A 13,016-nucleotide genomic window follows, 5' to 3' on the forward strand; every position below is an offset into this window, starting at 1 on the left:
CCCCAGGTAAGGCAGCCCGATTCTTACTTTCCCCAGGTAAGGCAGCCCGATTCTTACTTTCCCCAGGTAAGGCAGCCCGATTCTTACTTTCCCCAAGTAAGGCAGAACGTGAGATAATTCCACCCTGATTAATCAAAGTTGGATTAATCCGACAATTCGAGACTCAACTGTAGTTAATCCGGTGATTATAAATAATTCATGGCGTCGTACACCATTTAGCAGTGGGCAATGTCTGACGACAAGCTGCTCCACACCTACGCGGGTTATTATTACCTATCCCCGCTAGGGAAGTAGGGGAGGCAGGGGGCAGGGGAGGCAGGGGGAGCAGAGGGAGCAGGGGAGGTAGAGTATCAAAGACTCGTCCACGAGTATCAAAGACTTGTGAGCGAGTATTAAAGACTTGCCCGCGAGTATCAAAGACTCGTGAGCAAGTATCAAAGACTCGTGAGCGAGTAAAAAATGAATCTTACAGCAGTTTTCATGTATTTAAACCACATCTGTCGTAGGGGCACAGCAATGCTGTGCCCTTACCGCGTGGTCTATTTACCTGAAAATAGCTGTAATTTACACAAAATTACAGTTACAAATCATTTTCCGCTCTGCCCCACTACTCCACTGCTGCCCTGGTTACTGAGCGCAGTCGTTGGCGCAGCCTCTCGTAGAGAAGTATGCCCTTTGCCTCCCTCATCTTCCTCTACTAGGTAAACTGCGAACCAAGAATCATTGTCCCAATCCCAACATCAGTAAAGATTTCTAGTAATAGGGCGTGGGGAATGCGACCATCGATGATGTGTGCTGCACGGACTCCTTGAGCAAGCGATCGCACACAGCAATTGACTTTAGGAATCATCCCACCGCTGACTATACCATTGACAATCAACTCGCGGGCTTCGCGGATATCTACTTTTGGAATCAAAGTAGATTGGTCTTTGTAATCTTTTAAAATTCCACTAGTGTCGGTCAGTAAAATTAACTTTTCTGCTCCTAATGCAGCAGCGATTTCTCCAGCTACAGTATCGGCATTAATGTTATAAGCTTGTCCTGTCTCGTCTGCGGCGACGCTGGACACAACCGGAATATAACCATTGCTAGCGAGGGTTTCCAAAATCTTGATATTCACATTGCTGACTTCCCCCACAAAACCGATGCCTTCTTGACCTTGGGGACGGGCTGTAAATAGATTACCGTCTTTACCGCAAAGTCCTACAGCCAATCCACCAGCTTGGTTAATTAACGCGACAATTTCTTTGTTAACTCGACCAACTAAAACCATTTCCACCACATCCATTGTGGCGGCATCAGTGACTCGCAGACCATTCTTAAATTGTGGTTCGATTGCCAGCTTATCTAACCAACTGTTAATTTCTGGGCCACCGCCGTGGACTACAATTGGACGCAAGCCCACGCAGGATAAGAATACAATGTCGCGGATAACTTTGTCTTTTAGTGTGCTATCTTTCATGGCTGCGCCACCATATTTGACAACAACAGTGCGACCGGCGAATTGTTGAATATAAGGTAGTGCTTCGCTTAGTACACGCACACGAGTGGCTTCAGTTTGCCTGATGTATTCAGAATCGTTGACCGTCATGAGGAGCCGCCGTTGAGAGTTAAAACCTATTTCAGTCAGTGTAGAAGACTTTGTAACCTGTAACAATATCTCATAGCTGCCAAGAGTAAAAATAGGCTTTTTGTATAGGTATCACTCACAAATTATCTTGTTTGGATGTCCAGACGCGCAGAGGCAAGTCAAGAGACATCGCATTACTGCGATTCTGTTGGATGAAAAAGACTGTTCTGCTATTAAGGAAAATCTTTATTTATTATCTGTCTTAGAAATGTGAAAATCTCTAAAATAAGGACTAGCAACCAGAATCGAAAATTATCAGGATAAATATGGATACACCGATTCTCGCTCGGCTAATTGAAGAATTAAAAGTTATGCCTGAAGACTTGCAATATCGAGTGCTGGAGTTTGCCCGAACTTTAGTAAGTTCGTAAATTCACGGTGTTCCAGGTAGACAATTATTAAATTTTGCAGGAACAATATCGCCAAATGATATTCAGTTAATGCGCGAAGCAATTGAACAAGGTTGCGAACAGGTAGATATAGATGAGTGGTAGATACCTGCTTGACACTAATATTATTATTGCTTTATTTGAGTTATGGATACTAAAGAATTACTCAGGCAGTACGCATCTGGTAAAAGAAATTTTATTGGCATTAGTTTAAGGAGTGCCAACTTAATAGGTATTAACTTGAGCGAGGCTAATTTAAGCAACTCTAGTTTAAGAAATGCCGAATTACACGGGGCTAATCTTCAACGAACTGGGAGCATCCCAGTTTGGCGAAAACATCAAATAGCTAGCGTTCCATTGAGGTAAGCACAACGCACAGAAAGCACTTGATTAACATTTTTAGCTTTCCACTGTGCTCCAGTTATTTTCATCCGAGTGCCGAGAAGTTTAATAGCAGATTCTACCGCACCTGACCCCACAGAACAGATTTGCTCGGCTTGACAATAGCTGTAGTTGACAATTCTCAGGCGGTGTCGCTCAAGATAAGTACAGAAATTCTTCGCCTGCTTTCCCTTGCAATCGGCAAACAATGCCTGGGCTGCCTCCACTTGCCCTTGTTGCCACAATAGGATTTCGGCTTTTTTGAGCCGTTTGACGGAACCACCAACTTTGTAAAGATTTTCTTTGAGATGAAACCAGTCTAAAATTTCCCATCTTTGGTTAGCGATGTCTAACGACGGGCTACGCCTACGCAAATTCTTTGACTAAATTCCATACTCCATCATGTCCGTCTCCTAAACATACGAGTGGGTTGACCAACTGTTGGCTATTGACGTAATCAATCAATGATTGATTTGAGTCAAAAAATGCACCATAGTAAATGCCTTGTAAACGCACAGCTTTGTAGTCTCGCCAATAACTACCTTCAGTAGGCTTTCCCCGTAATCTCACTTTTCCACCGTCCACACTTACTTCTGATACAGCTTGAAGTGCCTGTGGCAGGGGCAAGTCTTGCCGCAGCACCAGCCTCTGCTGAGTTGAATGACCCACTTTGACCCCCGTCAACGCCTCGATTTCGGCTTCTGCACTTTGGTATGACTCGTTTGCAGATAGTCGTAAGCAACACTTCTCCAACAAGGGACTGAGTTGGCTATGTGACTTCAATCCTAATCTTTGTGCCTGTTTTGCTCTCAGCTTCAGTAACCCCACACAGCTTTTTACTTTTCGGACTTTACCTATTTTAGTTCCTGTTGCTTGTTCGATAAAAAAAGGAGCAGCGCGTTGCGGGGGTTCCCCCCGTTGTAGCGACTGCGGGCGATTTCGGGGCTAACCTTTTCTAACATTTGGGTTCGCACTGTTTTTTCAATGCTTTCTAAATCGGTCAGCGTAGTTTTGTCTGTCTGTTCATATAGCAACGTCGCGAGTTCTTTCAGGCAGGCTTCTAGACGTGCTTTTTTTTCAGGAATCATGTTTTACACGGACAGTTTGGGTATTCCCTTAGATTCTCTCAATAATTGGTATATTTGCCAAAGTGGGATGCTCCCAACTTAACAGATGCTGACTTTACAGAAGCTGATTTCAGTAATGCAAATATAGCAAGAGCTATAGTGAGTCAAGCTAATTTTACTAGAGCTAACTTAATGAATACAAATCTAAGTAAGACTGATTTAATGCGTGCCAATTTCAGCGAAGCCAATTTAACTGGAGTTAACTTGAGTGAAGCAATTTACTGTTCAGAAACAATTTTTCCTGCAAATGTTGATTTGTCTCAAGCTATTCCTATTACCTCTGGAGTAAATTTATCTGGATATCCCAAATATATTTTATCTTGCAGAGATTTACACTCTCTTGATTTAAGTAGAGCTAACTTAAGCGGTCTTTACATGAATGATGTAAATTTGAGTGGTGCAAACCTTAATGAATCTAATCTTAGCAATACTCGTTTCAGTGATGCCAATTTAAAAAATGCAAGTTTAATAGGTGCTAACCTTAATAATGCTTATTTAGGTGGTGCTAATTTAAGTAATGCTGACCTTAGCTATAGCATCATGACTAATACAAATTTGTTGGGAGCATTTTATAATTCGGAAACTATTTTTCCTAGTAGTACTAATTTATCAAAAGCGATATATCTTGATTCAGGCGTAAATCTATCTCATATTTATTTTTCAAAAATTAATTTAAATAGAGTTAATTTATCTAATACAAACTTAAGTAGTTCAATTTTAAAGTATATTGACCTAAGTTATGCAAATCTCAGTAATGCTAATCTAAATAATGCCAATTTGGAAGGCGCAATTTTAGATAATGCAAATCTCGAAGGAGCAATATTCTGTAAAACTATTATGCCTGATGGTAGTGTTCGGAATAACTGTTACTAAATAAATCACTATTCCCTCCCACATTACCTGACACAATAAGCAGGCGATCGCTCCTTCAAGCCTCTAGAATTAAAATCATTCGGCTGAAGCTAGGGAATGAAAATGACCACGCTGCTAATTCAAACTGAAAGCACACCCCTAACTGTAAATTTCCCCTCACTTGTGCAGATGACAAATGAGCAGTTCTATGAATTCTGCCAAGCCAATGGAGATTTACGAATTGAGCGTACTGCCAATGGGGAAGTCATCATTATGCCACCAGCTTTTTCAGATACGGGCAACCGTAACTTTAACATTGCTGCACAGCTTGGAAATTGGACTGAACAAGATGGCACTGGCATAGGCTTTGACTCCAGTGCAGGTTTTACGCTACCCAATGGAGCGATGCGTTCCCCTGATGCTTCTTGGATTGAACTGGAGCGTTGGAACGCCTTAACAGATGCACAAAAAGCTTCATTTGCACCAATTTGTCCCAGCTTTGTAATTGAGTTACGCTCCTCTAGCGACCGCCTGATAAAATTACAAGACAAAATGCAGGAGTACATCGATAATGGTGCATCACTAGGCTGGTTAATTGATCGGCAAAATCGAAAAGTCTACATTTACCGGACTAATCGAGAAGTTGAAATTTTGGAAAATCCGGAAGCAGTTAGTGGTAATCCAGAATTACTAGGGTTTGTCCTACGCATGGCCAAAATTTGGTAATTTGAGTCTTCTTAATGAGAAACTTGTGTTTTGAGAACGCTAGGAATTGCTTCAAGTACTCGCTTGGCAACCTCTTCAGGTGTATCTCCCTCTTGCTCGGTGATGTGCAAATCAGCTTGAGAGTAAAGTGGTGTTCGTTGTTCGAGGAGCGATCGCAATTTACCTTTAGGATCAACATCTTGCAGCAGTGGTCTTGTGGTATCCTCAGCTAAACGGTTATAAATTAGCTCCACTGGCGCATCTAGCCAGACTATCAAACCGTGGTGCAAGTAACCCCAATTTTCTCGCCGCAGTACAATTCCGCCACCGGTTGCTATAGTCAACTTTGTAAAAGCACAAACTTGTGAAAGTACGTCGCTTTCTAGCTTGCGAAACCCTGCTTCACCAACTTGTGCAAATAACTGATTGATAGATTTACCTGTTGCTTGGGCAATAACATTATCAGTATCCACAAACCCATAACTCAGATGCTTTGCTAGTAAGCGCCCTACTGTCGTCTTACCAACGCCCATTATCCCAATTATGTACAGGTTGACTCCTTGTAATAAACTGCTCACCAGTCGCTTCGCTCCAATTCTGAATTTTCTTAACTTCTAAATCCTAACTTTTTACTCTACTTCACATTTGGGAGTTTAAGTTTGGGATGCTCCCGCTTTGATTGCATCAATTGTTGGGTGCAGGCATATACTTGATGCTATATCTTCCGAGATGCTTATATCGCTCCAAACATTATTTGGAGTTATGGAAATTTTATTTACGATACCACTATGCCTGATGGCACTATCAAAAGCGGCCCTTTTTTCAGAGAGTTTTAGCTCGGAGGTTGGGTTTCGTTCCTCAACCAACATGAGATGACTGGTATCCAACCAAAACACATCAAAGGCGCAAACAATAGACCTCTTGCATAAATCAAAAATAAGAACCCCACCCCGCCAAAGCGTAGCTTTGTCTCCCCTCCCCGCTTGCTCTTAGGGGTTGGGGGTGGGGTGTTAGGGACTTTTGCAAGAGGTCTAATCTCTTGTCCTCTATTAGTTTTTTGTCCGGTGATTTCTGGCTGCCCTTGTAATCAAACTTTTTTATACCTAGCTTTTGCTAATAAGTGAGTCACGCAACTCCAGTTTTTTATCTTGGCTGAGTATCTGACTTGGTTACTCAGCATTTATTCTATGTATTTATATAATCAATTGGAAAGATAAACTCTACAGTACTGCTACTACGACTTTGATAAACTCCATTAGCAATTTCCGCAGAAGTAAAACCGCAAAGTAAACTTCTAAGGAATTTATTTTCAACGGACATTAAGGCTTTTCCCTTTGCGGATATCAAATTTACGTATAACTTTTCTAACCCGCAATTGTTTTTAGCTTCTACAAATTCATCTTCTATTTGAGTTGAATTAACTGCCGTTATTACTGTTATTAATGTATTGAAAGTCACTTATGCAATAGATTAACGATTCTTCTGTGAAATTACCATAAATAATAAACGATGAATTTATCAGGAATGTAGTAACTTTTCTGAAGTAACTTGGTAATTGCTGCATAGCGCTCGCTATACTTAATGAAAAAATTAACATAGCTTGTTTGAAACTTTATCCAAACAATTTCTGTCTATCTAAATAATCAGGATTTTTACTCTGGTTGGTAATTTTAAGTATATAGACTACTATGTTCTTAACAGCACAATGTCATTATTCTAAAAGTTCAGTTAGAACAAGCCTGACTCAATTAAATATTTATGATAAAGGTGTAAATGATGACTTATTTACCGCGCTCATCCAAAAAAGCTTGCAAAGTTGAAGTTTTGGCACAAAGACTACTGCATATTTCACCCCAATAAGCCTGAATGAATAAATATAGTATGAATGAGGTGTCAACTATGACTCGAATTCGTGACATTGTACAAAAAGCTTTAGCAATTGGCTATTTGACAGTCGAAGCTGAAAATCAACTACGACAACTGTTGACTACCCGGTATGACTTGGAAGATTTTAATGCTTTCATGACTTTGCAGGAAGCTGCCATGACTGGTAAGGTCAAGCAGGAGTCTAGAGAGCGGTGTGGCATTAAGTAAAGACCTAACCTTCTATATCTCACCGACGAGAGCCTTTATCATCCTCAAAATCATCATCATCATCAAAAAATTCCCAATCATCATCATCAGCTTGATTAGTAGTCGGCGGCTGATAAGGGGGGATGATTACTCGGTAATCAGCATCGTAAACGGATTCAGTTTTTCCCGCAGCCGTATTTTTTGGCTCACGGTAGCTGTAGGAATAAACTGAACCAAACTGAGAACTGCTTTTGGCTTCTGATTGACGTTCGTAAGTTGTTGAGTCTCTAGGCTGTTGAGCTTGAGGATTAGGGGTAGGCGCTTCCTCTGACTTTTCATCAAAGTTCCAATCATCATCTCTACTGCTATTTGTCTCCCAATCATCAAATACATCACTGCTAGGCTGTTCTTTTTTACTACCTGGCGGTGGAGAACTGGCAGGGCGAGATGTAGGTTCTTCTCTTTGGGTTGCCTTCGCACGAGGCGAAGTTGCGCTTCGGCGGTCAGGAGTTTGGCGTTGTCCTTTTAGAAAATAATTGGATAATTTAAACAAAGTAGCAATCAATATAGATGTGAAAGCACCAGTGGCAGTACTGAACAAAATCCATATCGCTAGTGGTAATGGTTGAGTTCGCACGCCCAAAAATACTAGCGATAGGGCAGGTGACCAATTTTGGCCTAACAACAGCGTTAGTCCTCCCAGTACCGCCACCAATAGAATTAAGCGAATTACAGCCATAGCAATTTTGTCAGTGGTCAGTTGTCAGTGGTTAGTTGTCAGTGGTCAGTTGTCAGTGGTCAGTCTGATTACTCATTTACTAATTACTGTTCACTGACTACTGACACTATCAGCCATCTCTATCATTACCCTTTTAAGACTATTGTGAAATTTACGATAAATCCGCTAAGGGGATTAGCGACGACCTTGCCACCGTTGAATTGGGATGCAGTCAATATCTAATTGATCTAAAGCACGAGCAACTACAAAATCAACTAAATCCTCAATGGTTTGGGGATTATGATACCAGGCGGGAATAGCGGGGACAATTCTAACTCCAACTTCTGCTAAAGAGGTTAAGTTACGCAGGTGGATTAGGCTAAAAGGCGTTTCACGCGGGACAATGACCAGCTTTCGCCCTTCTTTGAGTTGGACATCCGCTGCCCGTTCTAGTAAATCAGAACTCAAGCCAACCGCTAGCTTTGCCACTGTGCTCATGCTGCATGGAATGATCATCATCCCCAGAGTGGCAAAGGAACCACTGGCAATCCCGGCTCCAACATCACTCCAAGGATGACAGCGTAGTTTTCCAGAAAGTGCAACTCCAGCTTGCTCTCGCCAGAATTGTTCTTGCCCGGTTGGTTCTGATGGCATCCGAATTTCCTGTTCTGACTGCCAAACCATGTAAGTTGATTTAGAGGCAACCAATTCAATACTATACTCCGCTTCTAGCAAAAATTTGATCGCGCGAACAGCGTAAATCAGACCAGATGCGCCTGATACGCCTAAAATTAAAGGTTTAGTGTTATTTGACACGTAACATTTACAAAATTTTACTCATCCTCGGAGTAAGGGTCTAGGTCATCAGGCTCAATGTCATTTGGTAAGTAGAGGTCTGAAAGCTCCTCATTGGAAGCACTCCCAGTTAAACCTTTGGCTAGACCATCGCTGCCGACAGTTACCAAATCAATTTGCTGACGGTAGTAATCGACACTTTTAACTTGCACAGCGACGCGATCGCCTAGTCTATAAGAAGCGCGATTTTTACGACCAAATAGTGCCTGTTGTCTGGCGCGATATTCATACCAATCGTCTTTGAGAGAACTGACGTGTACCAATCCTTCTACCCTCAAAGGCACACCAGGATTACTGCTGGACTCCACCTCGGCGGCTGGTACTTCAATTTCTACAAAGAAACCGTAGGATTGAACACCAGTAATCACGCCTTGAAACACCTGACCGATGCGTTGCTTCATCAGTTGGGCTTTTTGCAGTCCGGCTAAATCGGCTTCAGCTTCTTGGACTTCTTTTTCTCGGTCGTTGATTTGAACAATTACCCTAGTTAAATCGCTTTGCAGTTCTTGTTGCAATTCTGGGGGTAAAACGTTCCAGTTAATTTCCTCATGGCTTACGGAGTGGCGCAGGTTAACGCGTTCTCTAACACGGGTATTGCGGCGATCGCGTCCGTTTTCGAGTAGCGAGTAATACACTCTCTGCATGAGCAAATCTGGGTAACGCCGTAAGGGGGCACTAAAGTGGATATATTGCGGTAGTGCCAGACCAAAGTGAGAGCCTTTGGTGGTGCTGTACGCAGACGGCTTGAGTGTATCTTGTAATAAGTAGGTAAGAACTTGCTCAGAGGGAGATTCGGCAAAAGCTGTGGTCAAATGTTGATAATCTAAGGGTTGGATATCTACTTCTGGATCTAGTGTGAGGTCAACACCTAAATTAACTGCCAATTTCAGCATTTCCTGGACATCTTCGACATCGGGTGTGCCTTGGACTCGCCAGATCGCGGGAACACTAAGGGCATTTAAGTGAGTTGCGATCAGTTGATTAACTAGCAGCACCAACTCCGTGAGTAGCGATCGCACTGGTAAATCATTCACCACCACAGCTCCGAGAATCCCCTCATCATAGTAGGCGTTTTGACTGGGCGGCAGATTCAACTGGAGGCTACCACGATTCAACCGTACCTGTTTCACGGCTGTTTGCAAGGCTTGGATGTCTTGCAGGATCTGGGAAACCTGTGGTGATTGATCTTGAGCTTCACCTCTAAGAATTGCCTGGGCTTGTTCTGTACTCAGTGCAGTCTCTACATTGATCACACTAGGTTGAATTTCCCATTCCAATACTTGTCCTGATTGGGGATCGATTGTAATTAAAAAAGAGATGGTTAAGCGATCGCTCCCAGGTACTAAAGAACATCGTTCTGCCACAGTTGCGGGCAACATTGGCAGTACTAATTCTCCCAAATACACTGATTTGCCCCGTTTGAGTGCTTCTCTATCTAGGGGTTCGTCAGGTTGGACATAGTGAGAAACATCGGTGATATGAACGCCCAAAAGCCAATTTCCGGCTAAGTTTTTTTCTAAACTAAAAGCGTTTTCTATAACTTTGGTGTCGCCATTTACTCCTTCAATGGTGAGAGTAAACAAATTACGTAAATCTAACCGATTTTTCAGGTCTGCTTTGAGCAGCTTTTTGGGCAACTTGGCCGCTGCTTCTAGGACATGATCAGGAAAAGTGCGGGAAAGGTCGTGTTTGCACGTTACCAAATCTATATCAGCAGCGGCTTCGGCATCGCTGCCGAGGATTTGCACGACTCGACCAAGGGGAGGATATTGTGCCAACGGGTAACGCAAGACTTCTACATGAACAAGGTGATCAATCGCTTCTTCCAATTTCGCCCCGTTAGGTTGGATCTTGAGTTCAAACAGCAATCGATCATCTAAAGGCACAGCCCTAAAACCGCTTTCCACCTGCTTAATTCGTGCCAGTAATGTGTGGTTGGAACGTTCTAGAATCAGCTTCACCTCCCCTTCGGGAGAGCGACGGCGACTGCCTTCTTTGAGAACTCTGACCAAAACGCGATCGCCATTCCAAGCATTACTCAGATGACTTTCGCGGATGTAAATATCCTCAGCTCCTTCCACATCTTGAATAGCAAAGCAAAAACCTTTACTAGAACAACGGAGTTTTGCCTCGATTATTCCCTCTTCTGAGACACGGCGGTACTTGCCTCGTTCTTTTACTAAAATACCGATTTTTTCGAGAATATCTAAAGCAATGTGAAGTTTTTGTAAGCTTTTTTCATCTTCACAACCAAGTTTCTTTTCCAAAACTTTCCGAGCTACCAATTTATCATCGGTGAAATTGGCAAGGAGTGTAGCGATTGAAAATTCCATGCAGTGAACCGACCTTTGGTCAAAACATCATTTGTTGTTTAATCTGGTTCTTTCCTGTATACCCTCACGGCTTACAGAAACAAGCTGGAAACGAATTGCCCTGAGGCAAGGCTTCCTAAGTTCTAAGGAAAGGAAGCTGACCCAGCAAGAGCAAGAAACTACTCCAGCAGTTCCGAGCAAAGGAAGCCGACCCACGGACAGATCTGGGCGTCTACGAACTTCTCACTCCACGATGCTCTCAGAGTTCGCCTGCGTTCAAGTCTCTTCACCTAACCAAACTTAAGATTGCACGCCTGATTAAAATTTAGCCCCGCTAGGTAGTTACGCGACGGGTTTTTGAGAAGCTGGGTTTAGAGAATCCATGCTGCCCAAAAGCGCTATGCAGGGTAGCCACTGCGGTCTTCTCCCAAGGGGAGACGCTAAAAGCGATGGGGTCTCCCCAAGTAGAGCAAGTGGCGTGGAAACTACAGGTGTTTGATTGTCTAGAGTGAAGGTAATTTTACGCCATTAGACTCTGATTTTTAACTAGGAGGAACTGCCGATGAACCCAATTTTCCCACATGTAGAATCGGTAACAATTAGGTGAGCAGCTTAATAAGCAGTGAGGGCGAACCTTATCTTCATTATTGTAGATTTAGAGCGCACTTCCAGAAAATAGTTCTAGATATCTAGTTAGGTAATCAGTATAGCATTGCAGGCAAGACTACCCAGGTAAGTTAGCACTAGCCAAAAATTTCCTCAAAAAAGAGCTACTGCTACAATTGGGACACGAGGCAAAGCAAGAATATCACCTTGATTGCTCAGAGCAGAGAATTATACCTGCTCATCGCCTGCCAAGAAACTGATTACACATAGTCAGCAATTAAAAATGTTCGCGTAGCGTCTCGTAGAGAAGAAATGCAATATTGGCAGGCATCCTGGGTATCAAGTGGATGTAAATTAAAGTAAGGGCAGTTTACCTCGCTTGAGCATACAGGCAGTATCGACCCCGTTATTAAAAAGATTTAGATTGGTAGCAGTATTATGTTGGCTCAATTCCAGAGCTTGTATCCCAAGGGCAGTCTGATTTCTGAATTAGTGCAAATTTTTCAAGGAAAATATATTGTCCGGGCAAGCGTGCAAATTGAAGGCGTAACCCGTGCTACGGGTATGGCAGCAGCAGAAACAGTAGAAGCAGCAGAAGACCAAGCCAGAACTAGAGCGCTGATTGTTTTGGGTATTACAAATGCGCCACCAGAATCAGTGGCATTTACTTCAAATCCAATTTCTCCGGCGCAGCTAAACCCTTCCTTGAACACCAAAGGTGGATTGAATGAGTCGGCTGCCTATTCCTCTGCAAAAGATGAGGATTTTGTTAGTAGTCAATGGTCAGTGGTCAGCGACAAAGAAATATCTATGCCGCCTTCCAAAGTACGGAACATCAAACCAGAAGTAGTAACAAACAGTAACGAACAGTACGGATACAGTAATCCTGCGCCCCTATCAAGCGATACCTATAGCCAGGATTTAGGTGAAAACTTTCCTGTAACTGCTAACCCGGAGCTAGAATTCGATCCTCCACTTGAAAACTTGGAAATAAGCTTTGATAATCAGGTGGAAAATCCGACTTTTCCAGCAATTTCTGCCAATAATGTCACACCTTTTACACCTCGGAGTTACAGTGCTCAAGAAGATGTCGCTATCCCTTCAGGGACAGGAAAGAGAAAGAAGAAAGCTGAACCCGTGGATTTATCGGATGTAATTGCTAAAACAGATGTCGAACTTCAGCGTTTAGGCTGGACACCAGAACAAGGACGGGAGCATCTGATTAAAACTTACGGGAAACGGGGGCGTACTTTGCTCACTGAAGAAGAATTACATGGATTCCTCAAATACCTTCAATCTGAGCCAGACCCATTAGCAGGATTTTGATTTGTCATTAGTCATTAGTCATTAGTCATTTGTAAGGACTAA

10 protein-coding genes and 2 pseudogenes are annotated in these 13,016 nt (G+C 42.7%); 5 read left to right on the forward strand and 7 right to left on the reverse strand.

The annotated features are described in order from the left end of the window. Positions 1 to 697 precede the first annotated feature (697 nt). Positions 698 to 1,591, reverse strand: coding sequence for an acetylglutamate kinase (argB, locus tag V7K85_RS13795; protein WP_334814216.1), 894 nt, complete (start codon positions 1,589 to 1,591; stop codon positions 698 to 700). A 575-nt stretch (positions 1,592 to 2,166) separates the two neighbouring features. Between argB and V7K85_RS36525 the strand changes: the two genes are divergently transcribed. Next, positions 2,167 to 2,385 carry a pentapeptide repeat-containing protein gene (locus V7K85_RS36525; protein ID WP_442940584.1) on the forward strand — a complete coding sequence of 73 codons (219 nt, stop codon included), beginning with the start codon at positions 2,167 to 2,169 and terminating at the stop codon, positions 2,383 to 2,385. On the opposite strand, the pseudogene V7K85_RS13800 reads toward V7K85_RS36525, so the two are convergent. Then, positions 2,358 to 3,488: pseudogene (locus V7K85_RS13800) on the reverse strand (ISKra4 family transposase). The gene V7K85_RS36525 and the pseudogene V7K85_RS13800 sit on opposite strands and share 28 nt — an antisense overlap. A gap of 54 nt (positions 3,489 to 3,542) precedes the next feature. Between V7K85_RS13800 and V7K85_RS13805 the strand changes: the two are divergent. Both V7K85_RS13805 and V7K85_RS13810 read left to right on the forward strand, forming a co-directional pair. Then, positions 3,543 to 4,400, forward strand: coding sequence for a pentapeptide repeat-containing protein (locus V7K85_RS13805; RefSeq protein WP_334814217.1), 858 nt, complete (start codon positions 3,543 to 3,545; stop codon positions 4,398 to 4,400). A gap of 102 nt (positions 4,401 to 4,502) precedes the next feature. Beyond that, on the forward strand, positions 4,503 to 5,105 hold the full coding sequence (locus V7K85_RS13810) for a Uma2 family endonuclease (RefSeq protein WP_334814218.1): 603 nt from the start codon (positions 4,503 to 4,505) through the stop codon (positions 5,103 to 5,105). Positions 5,106 to 5,116: 11 nt separating this feature from the next. On the opposite strand, the gene V7K85_RS13815 is transcribed toward V7K85_RS13810, so the two are convergent. Beyond that, positions 5,117 to 5,662 (reverse strand): shikimate kinase, encoded by a 546-nt coding sequence (locus V7K85_RS13815; RefSeq protein ID WP_334814219.1) that lies wholly within the window; start codon positions 5,660 to 5,662, stop codon positions 5,117 to 5,119. 515 nt (positions 5,663 to 6,177) lie between these two features. Next, a pseudogene (locus V7K85_RS13820) lies at positions 6,178 to 6,515 on the reverse strand (NB-ARC domain-containing protein); the annotation flags it as partial. 468 nt (positions 6,516 to 6,983) lie between these two features. On the opposite strand from V7K85_RS13820, the gene V7K85_RS13825 reads away from it, so the two are divergent. Further along, positions 6,984 to 7,178 carry a hypothetical protein gene (locus V7K85_RS13825; RefSeq protein WP_334814220.1) on the forward strand — a complete coding sequence of 65 codons (195 nt, stop codon included), beginning with the start codon at positions 6,984 to 6,986 and terminating at the stop codon, positions 7,176 to 7,178. A 19-nt stretch (positions 7,179 to 7,197) separates the two neighbouring features. Here V7K85_RS13825 and V7K85_RS13830 read toward each other — a convergent pair whose 3' ends face one another. The 3 genes from V7K85_RS13830 to V7K85_RS13840 form a co-directional block, all read right to left on the reverse strand. Further along, positions 7,198 to 7,896, reverse strand: a complete 699-nt coding sequence (locus V7K85_RS13830; protein WP_334814221.1) for a LapA family protein — start codon at positions 7,894 to 7,896, stop codon at positions 7,198 to 7,200. A gap of 174 nt (positions 7,897 to 8,070) precedes the next feature. Continuing rightward, a complete protein-coding gene (locus tag V7K85_RS13835) occupies positions 8,071 to 8,691 on the reverse strand; it encodes a flavin prenyltransferase UbiX (protein WP_322677657.1) in 621 nt (206 codons plus the stop codon). 17 nt (positions 8,692 to 8,708) lie between these two features. After that, a complete protein-coding gene (locus tag V7K85_RS13840; RefSeq protein WP_334814222.1) occupies positions 8,709 to 11,063 on the reverse strand; it encodes a ribonuclease R family protein in 2,355 nt (784 codons plus the stop codon). A 1,023-nt stretch (positions 11,064 to 12,086) separates the two neighbouring features. Here V7K85_RS13840 and V7K85_RS13845 point away from each other — a divergent pair. Next, on the forward strand, positions 12,087 to 12,974 hold the full coding sequence (locus V7K85_RS13845) for a hypothetical protein (RefSeq protein WP_334814224.1): 888 nt from the start codon (positions 12,087 to 12,089) through the stop codon (positions 12,972 to 12,974). Positions 12,975 to 13,016 lie beyond the last annotated feature (42 nt).

The organism is Nostoc sp., assembly GCF_036917615.1.
Taxonomy (GTDB): domain Bacteria; phylum Cyanobacteriota; class Cyanobacteriia; order Cyanobacteriales; family Nostocaceae; genus Nostoc.

Bases quoted from the DNA above. Each gene is read 5' to 3' on its own strand.
- V7K85_RS13810 (WP_334814218.1), top strand. From the start codon at position 4,503: ATGACCACGCTGCTAATTCAAACTGAAAGCACACCCCTAACTGTAAAT.
- argB (WP_334814216.1), bottom strand. From the start codon at position 1,591: ATGACGGTCAACGATTCTGAATACATCAGGCAAACTGAAGCCACTCGT.
- V7K85_RS13830 (WP_334814221.1), bottom strand. From the start codon at position 7,896: ATGGCTGTAATTCGCTTAATTCTATTGGTGGCGGTACTGGGAGGACTA.
- V7K85_RS36525 (WP_442940584.1), top strand. From the start codon at position 2,167: ATGGATACTAAAGAATTACTCAGGCAGTACGCATCTGGTAAAAGAAAT.
- V7K85_RS13825 (WP_334814220.1), top strand. From the start codon at position 6,984: ATGACTCGAATTCGTGACATTGTACAAAAAGCTTTAGCAATTGGCTAT.
- V7K85_RS13845 (WP_334814224.1), top strand. From the start codon at position 12,087: ATGTTGGCTCAATTCCAGAGCTTGTATCCCAAGGGCAGTCTGATTTCT.
- V7K85_RS13840 (WP_334814222.1), bottom strand. From the start codon at position 11,063: ATGGAATTTTCAATCGCTACACTCCTTGCCAATTTCACCGATGATAAA.